15 protein-coding genes are annotated in these 18607 nt (G+C 48.3%); 7 read left to right on the top strand and 8 right to left on the bottom strand.

Annotated features, from left to right (window positions below):
* Positions 1-149: 149 nt before the first annotated feature.
* Positions 150-1001, top strand: a complete 852-nt coding sequence (locus CDA54_RS07570) for an HDOD domain-containing protein (protein ID WP_099034390.1) — start codon at positions 150-152, stop codon at positions 999-1001.
* Here the strand turns inward: CDA54_RS07570 and CDA54_RS07565 are convergent.
* Positions 984-1781 (bottom strand): substrate-binding periplasmic protein, encoded by a 798-nt coding sequence (locus CDA54_RS07565; protein WP_099034389.1) that lies wholly within the window; start codon positions 1779-1781, stop codon positions 984-986. The two genes, CDA54_RS07570 and CDA54_RS07565, sit on opposite strands and share 18 nt — an antisense overlap.
* A gap of 292 nt (positions 1782-2073) precedes the next feature.
* Between CDA54_RS07565 and cyoE the strand changes: the two genes are divergently transcribed.
* Together cyoE and CDA54_RS07555 are read left to right on the top strand one after the other, a co-directional pair.
* On the top strand, positions 2074-2979 hold the full coding sequence (gene cyoE / locus CDA54_RS07560) for a heme o synthase (protein ID WP_099034388.1): 906 nt from the start codon (positions 2074-2076) through the stop codon (positions 2977-2979).
* A 159-nt stretch (positions 2980-3138) separates the two neighbouring features.
* On the top strand, positions 3139-3696 hold the full coding sequence (locus CDA54_RS07555) for an NAD/FAD-utilizing enzyme (RefSeq protein ID WP_099034387.1): 558 nt from the start codon (positions 3139-3141) through the stop codon (positions 3694-3696).
* A gap of 85 nt (positions 3697-3781) precedes the next feature.
* Here CDA54_RS07555 and acnA read toward each other — a convergent pair whose 3' ends face one another.
* Positions 3782-6496: an aconitate hydratase AcnA gene (acnA, locus tag CDA54_RS07550; RefSeq protein WP_099034386.1), complete on the bottom strand. Its 2715-nt coding sequence runs from the start codon at positions 6494-6496 to the stop codon at positions 3782-3784.
* A 179-nt stretch (positions 6497-6675) separates the two neighbouring features.
* On the opposite strand from acnA, the gene CDA54_RS07545 reads away from it, so the two are divergent.
* Entirely contained in the window at positions 6676-8037 is a 1362-nt protein-coding gene (locus CDA54_RS07545; protein ID WP_099034385.1) for a class II fumarate hydratase, read from the top strand.
* Positions 8038-8152: 115 nt separating this feature from the next.
* Here CDA54_RS07545 and CDA54_RS07540 read toward each other — a convergent pair whose 3' ends face one another.
* The 4 genes from CDA54_RS07540 to phoB are packed head-to-tail and all read right to left on the bottom strand — an operon-like array spanning position 8153 to position 11921.
* Positions 8153-8965 carry a prolyl hydroxylase family protein gene (locus CDA54_RS07540; protein ID WP_099034384.1) on the bottom strand — a complete coding sequence of 271 codons (813 nt, stop codon included), beginning with the start codon at positions 8963-8965 and terminating at the stop codon, positions 8153-8155.
* A gap of 18 nt (positions 8966-8983) precedes the next feature.
* On the bottom strand, positions 8984-9916 hold the full coding sequence (locus CDA54_RS07535; protein WP_099034383.1) for a PstS family phosphate ABC transporter substrate-binding protein: 933 nt from the start codon (positions 9914-9916) through the stop codon (positions 8984-8986).
* Positions 9903-11222 carry a phosphate regulon sensor histidine kinase PhoR gene (phoR, locus tag CDA54_RS07530; protein WP_099034382.1) on the bottom strand — a complete coding sequence of 440 codons (1320 nt, stop codon included), beginning with the start codon at positions 11220-11222 and terminating at the stop codon, positions 9903-9905. Before phoR ends, CDA54_RS07535 begins: the two co-directional genes overlap by 14 nt.
* A gap of 9 nt (positions 11223-11231) precedes the next feature.
* Complete coding sequence (gene phoB / locus CDA54_RS07525) at positions 11232-11921, bottom strand: phosphate regulon transcriptional regulator PhoB (RefSeq protein ID WP_099034381.1); 690 nt, start codon at positions 11919-11921, stop codon at positions 11232-11234.
* Positions 11922-12351: 430 nt separating this feature from the next.
* On the opposite strand from phoB, the gene CDA54_RS07520 reads away from it, so the two are divergent.
* Complete coding sequence (locus CDA54_RS07520; protein WP_099034380.1) at positions 12352-14085, top strand: sensor histidine kinase; 1734 nt, start codon at positions 12352-12354, stop codon at positions 14083-14085.
* Between the two features lie 109 nt (positions 14086-14194).
* Complete coding sequence (rdgC, locus tag CDA54_RS07515; protein WP_099034379.1) at positions 14195-15097, top strand: recombination-associated protein RdgC; 903 nt, start codon at positions 14195-14197, stop codon at positions 15095-15097.
* 66 nt (positions 15098-15163) lie between these two features.
* Here rdgC and CDA54_RS07510 read toward each other — a convergent pair whose 3' ends face one another.
* Positions 15164-16000 carry an HDOD domain-containing protein gene (locus CDA54_RS07510; protein ID WP_099034378.1) on the bottom strand — a complete coding sequence of 279 codons (837 nt, stop codon included), beginning with the start codon at positions 15998-16000 and terminating at the stop codon, positions 15164-15166.
* A 316-nt stretch (positions 16001-16316) separates the two neighbouring features.
* Here CDA54_RS07510 and CDA54_RS07505 point away from each other — a divergent pair, with 316 nt between their 5' ends.
* Positions 16317-17909: a dipeptidyl-peptidase 3 family protein gene (locus CDA54_RS07505; protein ID WP_229748115.1), complete on the top strand. Its 1593-nt coding sequence runs from the start codon at positions 16317-16319 to the stop codon at positions 17907-17909.
* A 124-nt stretch (positions 17910-18033) separates the two neighbouring features.
* Here CDA54_RS07505 and CDA54_RS07500 read toward each other — a convergent pair whose 3' ends face one another.
* Positions 18034-18555: an O-acetyl-ADP-ribose deacetylase gene (locus CDA54_RS07500; protein WP_099034376.1), complete on the bottom strand. Its 522-nt coding sequence runs from the start codon at positions 18553-18555 to the stop codon at positions 18034-18036.
* Positions 18556-18607 lie beyond the last annotated feature (52 nt).

Here is an 18607-nt window from a genome sequence, read left to right as displayed (position 1 = left end):
TACGTCTGACCTATACCAGGGTGACAAGTTTTCACAATTTGTGCCATCCTTGCCAGGCCACTGGCCAACCAGTGACGAAAATCCAAAAAACTCATATACAAAGCGTCAGATCATCTTCTATGCTGAAGGTAACTCAGAATGGGTAATAAATGATAATGCAAGTGACAGACTACGCCATGGCGATCACCAACTCCTTTGTTCTTCCGGATGCCTGCACCCGGATCAAGGAGTTACTGGATGACGGCCAGTCTTCGGCAGAAGACATCGCCAACATCGTTGCACTGGATCCTTCTCTGAGTTCAAAGCTATTGCAACTGGCAAACAGCGCTTTGTATAACTTTCCGTCTGAAATCAGTACGATAAGCCGTGCAGTTAACGTCATAGGTGGAAAATCATTATATAATCTGGTGGTTACTGAAACAGCAAGAACGGCATTTAAAGAGTTTGAGAATAGCGCCATCGACCTGGAGCGATTCTGGCAGCAAAGTGTTTATGCGGGGCTGATTGCCCGCCAGCTGGCTCAGGAAATTGGCATGCGTGATATAGAGCGCTACTTTCTGCTGGGGCTGCTGCATAATTTCGGTGAACTGGCAGTAGCCCACAGTGCACCTGAAACGGCGACAGAATGTCAGGCCTTTGCCGAAACTCAGTTGCCCTGGGAACAGCAGAAAAGGGTTTTAGGTTTTACTTATGCCGATTGCAGTTCAGAAATTCTGATGCTATGGAATCTGCCCTCCAGCTTGTTCACCCCTATTGCGAATCAGCATAATAAAACGCTGGCGGTCAAACAGACTGATGTGGGCCTGCTATACGTAGCCGTAAGGTTGGCACTGGTCATCGTATACAAAGACAGATTTGCAGCAGAACGCCTGCTCAGTGAAGACATACTTAAAAGTCTTAGTATTACTGAAATAGAAATAAAGCAGGCGATTAAATTTGCCCGTATTGAAGCATATAAAATTCTGGTACTGATGAACCCGGAATTATTTCTGATCCCCTGACAAAAAGAGCTTGTCGGAATATGCCTTTTTCAGTTTTTCCAACTCACCATTGGAACGAAGTATGTCCAACTGGTGTTGCAGTTTATCCCGTACCCTATCTGAAATCCCAGGGTTAAGAGCGAGGTGGTTGCCGCCAACATCCGGAACCGCAAGCACCGGATGAACCGCCAGATCAGGCTGGTCAATATGACTCAGCCAATAGGGAATAACCACTTGTGATCCCATAATCAAATCAACTTTGCCTTTTATCAGCATTTCAAAGGCATCGGGTTTGTTGGAAAAGGCCACCAGGTTTTTCTCGTAACTGAAACCATGTTTGAGAAAGTACTGTTCATAGACATCCCCTCGGGGAATAGCAACAATATATTGTTTTGCCTGATCCAGATTAGTCGGCTCCACCTCGGATCTTGAACCAAGACGATACAGATAACTTTCGTCAAAGATCAGCGGCCCCACCCATTTAAAGCGTTTTTCTCGCTCCTGGGTTCTGGATGTTGACACCAGACCGCCTCGGGGATCCTTCAGTGCATTGTCAAAAGCCCGCAACCAGGGATAAAGTTCAAATTTACAGTCTATCCGGGCCTGTTCACATAAACGCCTGACCAGTTGCAGATTAATCCCGGTCAGCTGACCGTTATGCTCATAACTGTAAGGTGGGTAATGTTCCGTATAGATGGTCAGGCTGACAGGTTCGGCAATGGCCGGCGATCTGAACTGATATAGAAGAATGACCAGACTCAACAGAGTAAATCTGACCCGCCCGGGTTTATAAAAGCTCAATACCTGTACCTCACTTTACATGTGTGTAGCACTTATGAAAAAAGTTTCTCTGAGCCTGTGTCTGGCCAGAGTCTCCTCAATCTTTGTTGTTTAGTGAGCTTGGCATCATAATCTTCGCGGCCATGATCGCAAGCCATTTTCATCAGCCTGTGAGGTCATTTTTGATCGATACAATCCTCAGCCGTATGCTTCGCTTATGCTGAACTGACCCTGGCAGTTTATTTAAAGATAGCAGACATGCTCTGCTCTAACCGCCTATACTGATGACAAAAGCACAGAGATATTTCACTTTATGCAACAGACTCAGATAGCGACAACACCCTCCTTCACGGAATTGAAAGATCTGATTCAGCTTTATCTGCAGTTGGGAAAATTCCGGCTATCAATGATGGTGACCTTTACCTCATTGGTTGGCTACCTGCTAAGTAACGAAAGTGATTTTAAGCTACTTCCAGTGGGGATTTTGCTGGCCGGTACATTACTGGTTGCCATGGGAGCAAACGGACTCAACCAATGGTGGGAACAGGAACGCGACGGACGAATGCTCAGAACACGCCAGCGGCCTTTACCGAGCGGAAAGCTGTCTTCCGTGCACGCCTGCACCATTTGTCTCTTGTGGACTATCGCTGGTCTTTTCCTGCTGGCACAGCTCAACCTGCTTACCGCTTTGTTAGCGGCCTTTGTCTGGTTCAGTTACCTGTTTTTGTACACGCCCTTAAAAACGCGCTCTTCATTGGCAATACTGGCCGGTGCAATCACCGGAGCATTACCTCCCGTAATGGGCTGGACAGCAGCAACCGGAGAAGTCGGCCTTCAGGCCTGGGCTTTGGGCTGTATATTATACATCTGGCAAATTCCTCATTTTCTGGCGCTGGCCGCATTATACCAAATGGATTATCAACGTGGCGGATACAAGATGCTGCCGGATGATCCTGAATACGATCACGCCACCCGCAGTATTATTGTGGTATTTTCCGCAGCGCTACTGGTTGTCAGCCTGTTGTCACCAGCCTTAGGCCTGGGTGGCATAGTGTATTTCATTTGTGCAATGCTGGGTGGAAGCTGGTTGCTGATACAGGCAGTACAGTTATTCAGAACGTTCAGCAGACCCCGCGCACGTAAACTTTTTATTGCCACAATCCTCTATCTGCCACTCATAATGTGCGCACTGCTACTGGACTTATTGTTTAAAAATTAATCTTTCCGCCACCTTCAGTCGTATAGATTTTAACATTTGCGAGTAATCACTTCTACGACAAGCCTTTTTATGTTGCTTTGTCAAATTATGTCTATACTTGCCTGTGTTAACGTTTATTTTACATTTCACTCTGTCTGCTGGCAGATGAAGGAGCATAGTATGTTACGCCACTATTATATCAGCGATGATCTGGATGATCTGGAAGCCATTGAAAATGAACTGGAGGCAAAGGGCTTCAGTAAGCCCCAGATTCATGTTCTCAGTGAAAAAGACGCAGAAGTAGAAAAGCACCATCTTCACGCCATTGAAGCCGTGCTGAAACAGGATGTCGTTCACTCCACCGAAATTGGTGCGGTATTTGGTGCAATAGGAGCGGCGGTGATCCTGGCGGTAGCCTACTTTCTAGGCTGGACAGAAACCGCTGCCGGATGGCTCCCCTTTGTTTTTCTGGCTGTGGTGGTATTAGGTTTTTGTACCTGGGAAGGAGGACTGATCGGCATTCAGGTGCCAAATTACCAGTTCAAGCGGTTCCAGAAACTACTCAGACAGGGCAAACATGTTTTGTTTGTGGATCTTGATACAGAACAGGAAGCTGTGGTTAACGAAGTGGTTAAGCTTCACCCCAGACTCAAACATGCTGGTACCGGTGAGGCTACACCCGGCTGGGTGGTTAAAGGACAGAATAAACTCCAGAACTTTATGAAAACCATGCCCTGAGGCACAATACCAATCCTGGTAATAAAAAGCCGGTCAGTTGTTTGTGACCGGCTTTTTTCTCAAAGAGCTTTCACGCCCTGCATTTTTACTGCTGAGCCAGCTTGCGCAGTACAAAGTGCAGAATACCGCCGTGCTGGTAGTACTGAAACTCATTGGGCGTATCAATACGCACCCGGGCTTCAAACGTTATTTCATTTCCACTGTCTTTTTTCGCCTTGACCGTGACCCGTTTTGTATCCTTGTCCACGGCCGGAACCGTGAAATACTCACTTCCATCAAGACCCAGTGAATCGGCACTCTGTCCGTCCACAAACTCCAGTGGCAATATGCCCATGCCCACCAGGTTAGACCGGTGAATACGTTCGTAGCTCTGTGCGATCACCAGCTTTACACCCAGCAAAGCCGGACCTTTAGCGGCCCAGTCACGAGATGAGCCTGTTCCATATTCCTTGCCCGCCAATACTACCAGGGAAGTCCCCTGCTCTTTATATTTCATTGCGGCGGCATAGATAGACATCTGTTGGTCATCAGGGAAGTAACGGGTAGCGCTACCTTCCGTACCAGGGGCCAGCATATTTTGTAGTCTCACGTTAGCAAATGTGCCGCGCATCATCACTTCGTGATTTCCACGCCTGGAACCATAGGAATTAAAGTCCTTCGGCTCCACACCCTCCTGTTGCAGATATTCACCCGCCGGACTATCTGGCTTGATAGCACCTGCCGGAGAAATATGGTCAGTGGTAATACTATTGCCCACCATCACCAAACACCGTGCATCTTTAATCTCAGGTACTTTATCAGGTTCAGCCTTGATACCGTCAAAGAATGGAGGTTTACGTACATAGCTGGAATCCGGCCACTGATAACGATCCGATTCATCAACATCCAGATTACGCCAACCGGCATCGCCCTTGAATACATCGGCGTAACGCTCAGTAAAGTCCTTAGCGTGGATATTAGCGTGGATAGTCTGTTGAATTTCTTCACTGCTGGGCCAGATATCTTTAAGGTAAATATCATTCCCTTTGGTGTCCTGGCCCAGAGGGTCATTGTAAAAATCAATGTTCATACTGCCGGCAAGCGCATAAGCCACCACCAGTGGTGGCGACGCCAGATAGTTGGTACGCACATCCTGATGAATGCGACCTTCAAAGTTACGATTACCGGAAAGTACTGAGGAAACCAGCAGGTTCGCCTCTTTGACAGCCATCCCTATAGATTCCGGCAAGGGGCCGGCATTACCGATGCATGTGGTACAGCCATAACCTACCAGGTAAAAGCCCAGTGCTTCGAGGTCATCCATTAATCCAGCCTGTTGCAGGTAACCCGTTACCACCTGAGACCCCGGTGCCAGGCTGGTTTTAACCCAGGGCTTGGTTTTCAGCCCCAGCTCCCGGGCGTTTCTCGCCAGCAAGCCCGCCGCCATCAATACAGCCGGATTAGAGGTGTTGGTGCAGCTGGTTATGGCCGCAATGACCACATCACCATGGGTCAGAGTAAAAGTTTCACCACGATAATTGACCTGAATTTCACCAGCTTCGGCGGCGTCTTCATGACCAACCGCAGTACTGCCCCCCTCATCTTCAAATTTGGCGATTAGTTGCTGCTGTTTTTCCTGATGCTCTGTGACCAGTTTTGCAAATTCGGCCTTGGTATCGGTGAGATTAATTCTGTCCTGAGGGCGTTTAGGACCAGCAATAGAAGGCACCAGTTCGGACAGATCCAACTCAAGAAGATCGGAGTATTCGGCCTCAGGGGTATTCTCGTCATGCCACATGCCCATTTTCTGCATATAGCTGCGCACCAGTTCTATTTGTTCATCACTACGCCCCGTCAGACGCATGTAATTCAGCGTCTCTTCATCTACCGGGAAGATACCGCAAGTGGCACCATATTCGGGTGCCATGTTAGCGATGGTAGCGCGATCGGCAAGGCTGAGCTGACTCAGGCCCGGACCGAAAAACTCCACAAATTTACCGACCACACCGAGTTTGCGCAACTGCTCTGTCACGGTGAGCACCAGATCCGTGGCGGTTATTCCCTCGGGCATGGCGCCACTGAGTCTGACCCCGACTACCTGCGGGATCAGCATACTGATTGGCTGGCCCAACATCGCCGCTTCAGCTTCTATACCACCGACTCCCCAGCCCAGGATCCCCAGACCGTTAATCATGGTCGTGTGAGAGTCTGTACCCACCAGAGTGTCGGGATACAGCACGCCGTCACGTTCAAACGTAACCCGGGCCAGGTACTCCAGATTGACCTGATGCACGATGCCGGTGCCAGGCGGCACCACGCGGAAATTATCAAAGGCCTGCTGGCCCCAGCGCAAAAACTGATAGCGTTCTTTGTTGCGCTGCATCTCTATCTCGGTATTTTTTGCAAAGGAATCCGCCGCGCCGTATTCATCTACCATTACAGAGTGGTCAATGACCAGTTCAACCGGCGACAGAGGATTAATCTTATCCGCCTTTTTACCGAGATCCTGCATGGCATCACGCATCGCCGCCAAATCAACAATGGCAGGTACGCCGGTAAAATCCTGTAACAGCACCCGCGCCGGAACAAAAGCAATTTCTTTCTCCGGTTCCGCTTCAGGCTGCCAGTTCACCAAGGCTTCAATGTCCTCGTCGGTAACAAAATCCTGATCGCCGTGGCGAAGCATGTTCTCCAGCAGAATTTTCAAACTATAGGGCAACCGCTGGGGACTGAACTTGTCCGACAAGGCATTGAAAGGGAAATACTTATATGACTGCCCCTGATGCTCCAGTGTTGCCGGTTTTGCGTAAGCTGATGACATGTTATCTCCTTGGTTCCATAGTGAACGGATATTGTCAGTATAGCGAACTAGACTAACCTGATAGTAAATCTAACTTGTCCGGATACGTCACAGTTATAGATAAGATTAGGATTAAATACGAGATTTCAAGCTGTTAGTGTCTATTGTAACACTGATTACCAACATCATAAGGAGTCACAATGACGGAATACAGAGTAGAAAAAGACAGCCTGGGTGAGATAGAAGTTCCCAAAGAGGCCCTGTACCAGGCTCAAACCCAAAGAGCACTGAACAACTTTAAAATCAGTGGGCGGACCTTTCCACAAAGCTTTTACCGGGCGCTGGCACAGATAAAGCTGGCCGCAGCCGAGGCTAATGAGAGCGCGGGAAAATTAACCGCCGGTCAGGCCGAAGCCATCCGACTGGCAGCGAGAGCTGTCATAGCGGGAGAGCACAGTGACCAGTTCAAAGTGGATATTTTTCAGACCGGTTCAGGCACCAGCACCAATATGAATATGAATGAAGTGCTGTCCACCCTTGCCAGCCGACACGCCGGCGAGTCAGTGCATGCCAATGATCATATCAATTGCAGTCAGAGCAGTAATGATGTTATCCCATCGGCGCTCCAGCTTAGTGCTGCCAATGAGTTACACGAAAAGCTGCTCCCTGCAATCACTCAGATGCTGCACAGCCTCACAGACAAAATGCATCAGGTAGGCGGCATTGTAAAAACCGGTCGCACTCATCTGATGGATGCGCTACCCCTGACCCTGACGCAGGAACTGGAATGCTGGCATTTTCAACTGCAGGAAAATCATCACGGACTAAAAGACGGCCTGGAAGAACTCTGTGCTCTGCCAATAGGGGGGACAGCCATTGGCACCGGCCTTAACTGCCCCAAAGATTTTGACAAACAGGTTTGTGATTGTCTTCGTCAGGCCACGGGCTTACCCATATCCCCCTGCACCAACAAATTCTCACGTATTGCCAGTCAGGACGTGGCGGTGCGACTTAGTGGAAAGTTAAATGCACTGGCTATCACGTTGATGAAGATTGCCAATGATCTACGCTGGATGAATTCCGGGCCTCTGTCAGGTCTGGCAGAGATCCGGCTTGAAGCTTTGCAACCAGGATCGTCAATCATGCCGGGAAAAGTGAACCCGGTTATCCCTGAGGCCGTTGCCATGGTATGTGCCAAAGTCATGGGGCTGCACCAGAGTATCAGTATCGCCGGGCAATCCGGTAATTTTCAACTCAATGTGATGTTGCCGTTGATTGCCGATTCTCTACTGGAAAGCCTGCATCTTCTCAGTCAAAGCCAACAGGTGCTATCTGAGTGCATAGACAGCTTTGAAGTGAACACCAAACAATTGCAGCAAGCACTGGAGAAAAATCCGATACTGGTCACCGCATTAAACGAGAGAATCGGTTATGAAAAGGCCGCCAGAATAGCCAAGCTGGCCTATCAACAGGGAAGGCCCATAATCGAGATTGCTCTTGAACATACAGAACTGAGCGAAGACGAACTTAAAAAGCTACTGGACCCGAAGAAAATGACATGAGTGGGCGATGACAGGCTCAAGAGTGTTTTCTGAGGATTGATCTTCCTTATCCGGACGTTGTGAAAGAACATCCGGATGAGGACTGAGTATCTGCTTTTACTGTCCACTTACAACGCTATTTGCTCTGATAGGGCCGGTCTCTGTACCATTTAGTAATCACATACTTTGCGCCAGCAGTGATTTTATGAGCGTGATGCAGGGTATACGGATTAACGCTGCCATCAGCCAACAGGTTATTCCAGATCAGCGCCATCCCTGTCTCAGGCAAGAACGTTCTGTTCAGGCGCACAAACTCTGTCTGGCCCCCTTCACACTCATGATTCAGGTAAACCATAAAGGTCCAGCTGCGCTGGCCACGAGCACCACCATGACGGTCATACTCTTTGGAGCCAGGCTCAAAGTAATCTGTGTGCGCTTTAAACTCCTGTCCAAGCTGATAACGCTGCGCCTGTATAGGTTCTCCCCAGGCAGGGTTGAGCCCAGTAGCATCGGCAATACGCTGATTTACAAGATCAATTAAAGGGTGGTCACTGTGTTCGAGGTCAGCGCTGCTTGAAGTGCGAAAATACTTATCTTCCGTTGGTGAGGCCAGCTCTGATGGCCGAACTTTAGCATCTGTCAAAGCAATCAGTCCGGCACACTCCTCAGAAGAAAGAAAGTTTGGCCAGCAATATAGCTGTGTTCCTTGCACTGACTGCAACTGCGGTCCGTTTTTTAGCTGTACCAGTTTTATCTGGCCCAGCTTCCGGTAAAACTCAGCATCCCATTGCCATTTAAAATCTTTAGCAAGATTGCTCCCCAACAGACGCTTACAGGGTTCAAAAGCAAAGCCCTTGTCGAGCATTGTGTGCAAGATCTTGTCAGCGGCCACACCCTGCATCAGATTCTGTACTACCCAATTTTTCCAGGGCTGAGGAATACTCTGCATCTTATCCCCATCAAGATGTTATTGTTCGATCATTCGGAGTTGCTGCCCCTTAAGACGCTTAGGAATAGGAATAAAACCATCACGACTTACCAGATCCTGCCCCTGAGAAGACAAAATAAAACGCAGGAACTCCCGGACCAATAGCGGAAGTGGCTGATCGGGTTGCTTGTTCACCACAATATACAAAAAGCGCGACAACGGGTATTCACCACTGGCGATATTCTCCATCGTCGGGGCCACATAATTGAGTCCCTCACGGGCAACGGGTAACGCTCTAACGCCAGCGGTTTTGTAGCCAAAGCCGGCATACCCCAATGCGCCGTCAGAATAAGCCACAGACTGCACCACCGATGCTGAACCAGGCTGTTCATTGACCGTTTTCAGGAAATCCCCCTGACAGAGGGCCTTCTCCTTAAATAATCCATAGGTTCCCGACACCGAATTACGACTGAACAGCTTAATTCTTTTACCCTGCCATTCACCATCCAGTCCCGCCTGATGCCAGAAACGTAAGGGCTCTGGTCCGCCACAATACCGGGTGGATGAAAAAATGCTGTCGATCTGTTGCAGATTCAGTCCCTGCACTGGATTATGCAAGTCCACAAACAAAGCAATCGCATCCACAGCCACAATCAACACCGTGGGCTGATAGCCATGAGTCTTACTGAAATAGGCTATTTCACTTTCTTTCAGCTGACGACTCATAGGACCAATATTAGCCGTGCCCTCAGTCAGTGCCGCCGGGGCGGTGGAAGAGCCCGATGCCTGTATCTGAAAGGTAACATGAGGGTAAATACGCTTGAATTCTTCTGCCCAGAACGTCATCAGATTCCCCAGGGTATCTGAACCTACCGACGTAATATTCCCAGCCACACCGGGTTTCTTGGTGTAATCCTGCGCCACAGCAACAGGCAGTGCGAGAAAAAAAAGCAGCAGACTACGCAGTAGCATCACTTTTCACCACCGTCAGTTCATTTGAGAAGCGGAACGAAAATCGGCTGCCTTTACCCACTTCACTGGCAATTTCAAGTTTCGAGTTGTGATGGGTCAATACATGCTTAACAATGGCCAGGCCCAACCCCGAACCACCGGTTTTACGGGAACGGGCTTTATCTACCCGATAAAAACGTTCGGTCAGCCTGGCCAGGTGCTTCTCAGCAATGCCTTCACCATCATCCTGCACAAAGAATTCCGCTCTTTTGTCCACCAGGTGCCATCCCACCAGAATATTTCCTTTCGCGGGCGTGTAATGAATCGCATTAAAAATCAGATTCGAGAACGCACTGCGTAATTCAGTCTCAATGCCAAATACCTGCAGATTTTTATCTACCTGGAAACGGATACCATGACTTTTCTCCCGGTTCAATGCTGCCGCTTCACTGTCAATCGCACTGAGCATTTGCGGTACATCTACAATTTTCTCGTAGACTCTCTCCGCACTGGCTTCGATACGGGAAAGTATCAGCAATTGTTCAATCAGATTTTGCATCCGCCGGCTCTGCGCCGTCATCTCTGCAAAAGCTTTATGCATAAAGGCTTTGGGATAATCAGCCTCATCAGCGTTAAACATCTCAAGATAGCCGTTAAGCACGGTCAGCGGAGTACGCAATTCATGAGATACATTGGCTACAAAGTCCTTGCGCATCTCTTCTAGCTGAGTAACGCGGGTAACATCTCTGGCCACCAATAATAAGTGTTTGTCACCGTAGGGCATAATGCGATATTCAAGGATTTTCTCGATATTAGTTGGAGATGTGATTTCAATGGGATGATTAAACTTACCCTGATGGAAGAATTCAATAAATTGCGGATGACGGATAAGGTTATCAACACGTCTTCCGGCATCATCCGGCCAGCTCAGTCCTAACTCAATACGAGCCAGTCTGTTACACCATGCGATGCAAGCATTTGCGTCCACAACCACTGCAGCATCAGGCAGGGCTTCAGCACCTTCACGAAAGCGTTTAACCAGATTACCCAGCTCTTTGCGTTTGTTACGGTTACGCCGCTGAAGGTAATAGATGCCCTCGTAAATATGCTCCCAAACACCCCGGGTCTTCGGTGGCGTCATTTTCTTGCTGTGCCACAGCCAGCGATTCAGCCTGTAAAGATTCCAGTAATGGATCAGTAACAGCAACAGGGCGCCAACAGTGATGGCTTCCATCATCAGATCGAAATACTGACCCAGAGCACAAACCACCGCGAAATAGAGCGCCAGTCTGCCAAGAGTTTTAAGCCATGAAAAAGGGTTGTACATTCAGAGCTGTCAGACTTTGGTGGAGAACCGGTATCCGGCACCACGAACTGTCTGAATCATATCATCATGTTGATGACGGGAAATCGCTTTGCGTAATCGCCGGATATGTACATCTACCGTTCTGTCTTCCACGTAAACATTGGTGCCCCACACATTGTCCAGCAATTGTTCACGGCTGTAGACCCGCTCACTGTGTGTCATAAAAAAGTGCAGTAATTTGAATTCTGTCGGCCCCATATCAAGCGCCTCATCATTGGAAGTGACACGGTGAGAAACCGGGTCAAGCATCAAACCATTGAATTCGATGGGTTCGTCACCGGAGGTGGGAGTGACACGGCGAATCACCGCCTTGATCCTGGCCACCAGCTCCTTGGGTGAAAATGGTTTGGTGACATAGTCATCGGCACCTGCTTCCAGCCCCCTGACTTTATCATCCTCTTCCCCCCTGGCGGTGAGCATAATAATTGGGATTTCCCGGGTGTGCTCATGCTGTTTAAGCTTTTTCGATAACTGCACGCCGCTGCCACCAGGCAGCATCCAATCGAGCAGAATTAAATCGGGATAAGGCTCTTTAACCATCTCCAGCGCAATGTCATAATCCTGAGCTTCCAGAACCTCAAATCCTGACTGCTCAAGTACAAACTTAATCATTTCGCGGATGGGTGTTTCATCCTCCACGACTAATATTTTCTTCGACATACGGGTTACCTTTCTCATATAAACGCCCGCATTATTGGTTGAATCTGTGACAGTTTTATTAAACCCGCCCGTTGACGGCTAAATTCCTGTTTATTCAAGCTCACTGAGATCCTTATTAAACTATTGTGGTACATCATAATTTCTGTAACCGGTAAATGCCAGCAAGTACGCATTCCAGGCAGACTAAAATTGGGGAAATCGATATCCTCCGGCGTTTTCATAATTATTGAAAAGGGCCCCAGAGGCTGTGCTGGCAGTTCCTGATACCTGAAGGTGGGCTTCAATGTCTGCCTGAAAAGGCCTTTCGTTATTTCTGCTGAGGTTCGCTGAACCGTCCATATATTCTATGTTTAAGTACTAATCTTGTTTAATATAAGAATTGCGCATATTCTTGACCTATTGCGGGGTTCTGGGAGCGGGGACAGTATTCATGTCAAAGGTTAAAACAGGGTTGTCAAAGAAGCTTTTGACGCGCGTGCTCTCTGTTTATTTTGTGCTGACATTAATTGTTACCGTAGGGCAAATTTTCACCGAATACCTGAACGCCAAAAGCCATATCGAAAGTGAACTGCAAACCCTGAAAAACACCTTCAGCACCAGTCTGACCCGGGCTATCTGGGAACTGAATACCCTGCAGGCGAAATCCATTGCCGAAGGGTTGATGGAACTGCCCATAGTCGATGGCGTTCAGATCCGCGACGAAAATGCTAACTATATTTCAGATATAGGCCGTACCAGCAGCCAGCCAATGGAACCGGTGACTACCGGTGTCATGCGTGATCACCCTGGTGGCACCTTCGGTTACAGTTTCCCACTGATATTCGAGTTTTCCGGACGCACATCCCAGGTCGGGGACGTCACCCTGTATTCCAGCTTCGAAATCATCTTCGGACGGATTGAAGTGGGAATTTTCTTTCTTATCGGTAATGCCTTTATCAAAACAGCCTTTCTCATATTCCTGTTTCTGAACGCGTTTCGCCGCATGCTAACGGAGCCCTTATCTGAGCTGACAGAACAAATTAGTCACTTTGACACCGGCCGCCTGGAACAGTCCAAACTGCATGTTCGCCTGGAGGATGAGAATGAACTGAAAGTTCTTCAGGATGCCTATAATCACCTCATTGATGATTTGATCCACTTCCAGGACCAGCTTAACCAGACGCAGCAGGAGTTACGTGACGCGAATCAGAAACTGGACGAGCAGAATATTTCACTGGAGCAGGAAGTCGCGCGCAAAACGGCTTCACTAAGCAAGATCATGTTGGATCTGGAACAGCAAAAGGATGAATTGCTGCATAACCAAAAAGAGTTGCGTCAGGAAAATGAAAGCCGACGAAAAATAGAAGAAGAGTTGCGCAAACGCAACGATGAACTGGCAGAGTCTATGCAGACCCTGAAGATGGCCAAAGACCAGTTGGTAGAGTCAGAGCGTATGGCGTCACTGGGAGGCCTGGTGGCAGGTATTGCCCATGATGTGAACACCCCTTTAGGTGTAGGTGTAACGGCAGCCAGTTTTCTGGAAGAGAGACTGAAAGGCCTGCAGCAAGCCTTTGATGATAAGACTCTGACCTCAAAAACTATGGCCAGTTTTCTGAACGAAGGCCAGCAGACGGCGACCCTGTTATTGACTAACCTTAACCGGGCATCAGAGTTGATCGCCAGCTTTAAACAGGTTGCGGTGGATCAAACCAGTGAAGCCGAACGGGATGTTGATTTAAAGGAATATATCCAGGAAATCATTCAGTCCCTGGCGCCCAATTTTAAAAAGACCCGTCATAAAATAGAGCTGGATTGCCCCGACGCACTGGAAGTGCGCTGCGCACCAGGTGTGATCGCCCAGATTATTACCAATATGATCATGAATTCACTGATCCATGGGTTCGAGAACAAAAACTCGGGAACCATTAAAATTAAGGTCAGTGAAAAGGATGGCGAAATAGAAATAGACTATCAGGACAATGGCAAAGGGCTTCCCAGGCAGCTTTTAAACAAACTGTTTGAAGCGTTTTTCACAACCCGTCGCGGCCGTGGCGGTAGCGGCCTGGGGACGCATATTATGTACAATCTGGTTACCCAGACCCTGAAAGGCCAGATTCAGGCCAGCTCTGAAGAAGGCAAAGGGCTACGCTACCAGATTCAGTTCCCCGCAAGGCGCGATAACTAACCACAATCTGCAGCTTGAATTACAATGTTTTAATCACCTCAGCGTGGTGCCTTAAGCACAAGGTCATGGTACTCTTCGCGGCCTGTCAGATTATCCAATAATTGCGAATATGTGGTTTAAAAATCTAAAAGTTTACACCCTCACCCAGTCCTTAAAACTCAGTGCCGAAGAGCTCGAAGACCAGCTGGCTCAAAGCAGTTTCCGCCCCTGCGGCAACCAGGATACTGCCAGCATGGGCTGGACGTCCCCTTTCAAACAAGGCGTCAGCCTGGTGCATGCCGGTGACGGCAAATTACTTATCAGCCTTAAAAAACAAGAGAGGATACTACCGGCATCTGTGGTCAATGCAGAGCTGGACGAACGGGTCGAAAAAATAGAACAGGAAACCGGCAGTCCGGTAGGCAAAAAAGCCAAACAGGATCTGAAGCAGGAAATCGTCCATCAACTGCTGCCTAAATCCTTTACTCGTGACAGTTACACAATGGGCTTCATCAGTTTAAAAGACAGCCTGGTTGTCATTGATGCAGCTAATGATGGCAAGGCTGAAGCGTTCCTGGCTCACCTGCGTAAATCCATAGGCTCTTTACCTGTGGTACCACTGGCCAGACGCAGTATCAGCGCCGATATGACCGACTGGCTGAAGAATGACAATCTGCCTGCGGATATGGAGTTACTTGAAGAAGCTGAGTTTAAGTCACCGGATGAGAGCGGCGCCATTATAAAATGTAAACACCAGGCTCTGGATGCAGAAGAGATTCAGCTGCATCTCTCTTCTGGAAAACTGGTCCAGAAGCTGGCTATAGAATGGGATGACACGCTCACTACGTTGTTACAGGAAGATTTAAGCATTAAGAGGCTGAAGTTTTCCGATGTGGTACGCGAGCAGAATGAAGATATTCCTAAAGATCAGCAGCTAGCTCGTCTGGATGCAGATTTTTGCCTGATGTCAGCCGAAGCGATACGCTTTATCAAAGCACTGGATCAGGCACTGAATCTATCTGAACAAAATTAGTTACGCGGCTCTCGTTCCGTTACATCATCGCTAACTAAAAGTCAGTGCTCCCCTTCCCGGGGAGCATCATTCAAATATACTTCTGGCGTCAGCCTGACCCTGTATAAACTCTTTGGATTCGAGCAGATTAAGATCCTCCAGAAGCCCTTTACGCTGACTCAGATTCATAACTTCGTCTTTTTTGTTGTCCATCTGGCCACTCACCACAACGGCGAGCCGCACAAAATCCAGATAGGATAACTGAGGCGTCTGATACTCAAGATTACGCCAGTTTTCAGTCAGACTGATAAGTTCCTCATTAAAACTCCAGGCCCGCAAAATAACTCCTCCAATCCGACCTGAGAGCTTTTCTACCGCAACATTCAGGAATGTGGGGTTAGCAAAGACATCATCGTGGCGCTCCGCTTCGGTGAAAATGGGTAACACCCCGATGTTATGAACCAACGCTGCTAACGTCATGCTGTCTATGTTCAGTTTATTTTGCTTATTTTCTTTCTTATGCAGTTGCAGCAACGCTATAGCGCTGGCCACCACATCAACCGTGGACTCCCACACGCGGTTAATATGTGTCCGCACTATTTCGTTCTTAGACACAAAAAGTTGCTCCATTGCCAACGCAGTGGCAGTGTTTTTGATCTGTCTCAGACCAATTCGCGTCACGGCCTGATTCAGACTCTCCACCTTGACCGCACGACTCCTGTAGGCACTGTTGGCGATCCTCATCATACGGGCACTTAACGCCGGATCCTGACCAAGCACCTCGGCCATTTTCTGCAGACTGACATCAGGATCATCGGCTGCCCGTCTGACTTTCAAAGCGATAGCAGGGAGAGTAGGTAGAACCAGCGTGTCATTATTTATCTTCTCTATCAGGATTGTCAGCAACGCATTTTCAGTAGACATATCAGGGCCTTAAAGAGGTGGAAATAAGCTATGAATATCAGCATAAGTAGCCGCGACTATACAGGATAATTCTGAATCCTGACTATTATTCAATGTCTTGCAAGAGTGAGCATAGCAAATTATCAATAATACGTATTTGCGCTATCATGCTGGTACTATATTAATCGTCATAATCGGTACTTATACCAATTGGTATTGGCTAAACAACAATATAAAAAGGCAGCTTATGAGACTACCACATTGTGCTTTTACAACATTGCTTGCTTTGACATTAGTTGCTGGCTGCTCTGAGCCTGCAACAGAGCAGACAAACGAAATGTCACAGCAAAAAGATCATACTCCACAGACATTGCTGATTGATGAATCGAGACTGGATATTTACCATCCGGTGAGCCTCACTGCCGATCTGTCTTCTTTAACAGATAACCAGCGTGAAATGCTCGGGGTACTGATTGATGCCTCAAAAATTATGGATGACTTGTTCTGGCAACAGGCCTTTGATGGCGACAAGCAAGAATTTCTGTCCTCTGTTCAGGATAAGAAAGTAAGGCAGTTTGCCGATATTAATTATGGCCCCTGGGATAGATTAAACGCTGACAAGCCCTTTCTTAGTGGTGTTGATGAAAAACCCGCCGGAGCACAGTTCTATCCTGAAGATATGGCCAAAGCCGAATTTGAAGCCGCAGATTTTGCTGACAAAACCGGCCTCTATTCCATGGTGGTCAGGAATGCGTCCGGAGCACTGCTCAGCGTTCCCTATTCGGAGTATTTTAAAGACTCACTGACGCAGGCCGCTGCTCTTCTGCGCCAGGCGGCAGATCTTGCCGAACATCAGCCTTTTGCTGACTATCTGAGACTGCGGGCCGATGCACTGCTGACGGATGAGTATCAACCCTCAGACATGGCCTGGATGGACATGAAGTCAAACCCTATAGAACTGGTATACGGTCCTATAGAAACCTATGAAGATCAGCTGTTTGGTTATCGGGCCGCGTTCGAATCCTATGTGCTACTCAAGGATCTGGCCTGGAGTGAACGGCTTGCCCGCTACGCCGGGTTTTTACCCGAATTGCAACAGGGACTGCCTGTAGAGGATGCCTACAAACAGGAAATGCCCGGCGCCAATGCCGATCTCAACGCCTATGATGTGTTGTACTACGCCGGACACTCCAACGCCGGAAGCAAGACCATTGCCATCAATCTGCCCAACGACGAAGGAGTACAATTGCAAAAAGGCACACGCCGACTGCAACTAAAAAATGCAATGCGCGCCAAGTTTGATCACATCCTGCTTCCCATCGCTGAAATACTGATTACACCACAACAGCGTAAACACATTACCTTTGACGCCTTTTTTGCCAACACCATGTTCCATGAGGTGGCTCATGGACTGGGCATCAAAAATACCCTGAACGGAGCTGGCACTGTGCGCCAGGCCCTCAAGGAACATGCGTCTGCTTTGGAAGAAGGCAAAGCCGATGTTCTGGGTCTGTATATGGTTACTCAGTTACTGGAAAAGGGAGAAATTACTGAAGGTACGCTGGAAGACTACTATGTTACCTTTATGGCCGGTATCTTCCGCTCCGTGCGTTTTGGTGCATCAAGCGCACATGGCAAAGCGAATATGATCCGCTTTAACTTTTTCAATCAAGCCGGAGCCTTCACACGAGATGAAAATGGCCTCTACAGCGTGAATATGAACAAGATGCAACAGGCTGTAGATTCGTTGTCTGAACTGATTCTGACTCTGCAGGGTGATGGCGACTACGAGGGTGTCGATAAGCTGGTGCAGGAAAAAGGCCTGATAAAAACCCAACTGGCAGAGGATCTGGCCAGATTAACTGATGCTGAGATCCCGGTGGATATTACCTTTAAGCAGGGTAAAGACATACTGGGGTTGCAAAACTAAATCGACCAAACAAAAAAAGAACAGATAACTCACCACAGAGTCGCGAAGAACGCAGAACAAAAGAATGACTTGTGCAAAACATTGCGATCTCTGTGGTGAAGTTTTTTTTGTGTCAGAGACCTTTTCAGTGCAGTTTATGATTTTCCATCGCCTGTATCAGTGCCTGATGTACCTGCTGATCAAAAGCGCAGAAAATCACTTTACGGATACAGGAGTCCTGGCTGAGAAATTGACTGACCGTGTTCACTGCAATGTCACAAGCCTGCTGAACCGGATAACCATATACACCGCAGCTGATGGCGGGAAAAGCGATGGATTTGAGCCCCTGGCCAGCGGCAAGTTTTAGTGATTGGTGATAACAATTCGCAAGCAGTGCCGCTTCTCCCTCATTGCCGCCGTGCCATACCGGCCCTACTGTATGGATAACGTAATCGGCTGGCAAATCGAAGCCGGGAGTGAGTTTCGCCTGGCCGGTGTCACAACCATTAAGGGTACGACAGTACTCAACCAACCCCGGGCCAGCTGCCCGATGGATAGCCCCGTCTACACCACCGCCGCCGAGTAAACTGTTATTCGCAGCATTAACAATGGCATCCACTTTCAGTTCTGTAATATCGTCCTCTAACAGGGTAATTTTGCCTGCCATGCTGCCCCCTTTTTTTGCTCAGACTGTTACACTATCGCAGCATAATACCGAT

It is taken from the genome of Lacimicrobium alkaliphilum (assembly GCF_002591895.1).
Classification (GTDB): Bacteria; Pseudomonadota; Gammaproteobacteria; order Enterobacterales; family Alteromonadaceae; genus Lacimicrobium; species Lacimicrobium alkaliphilum.
This window is presented reverse-complemented; position numbering and strand designations above follow the sequence as displayed.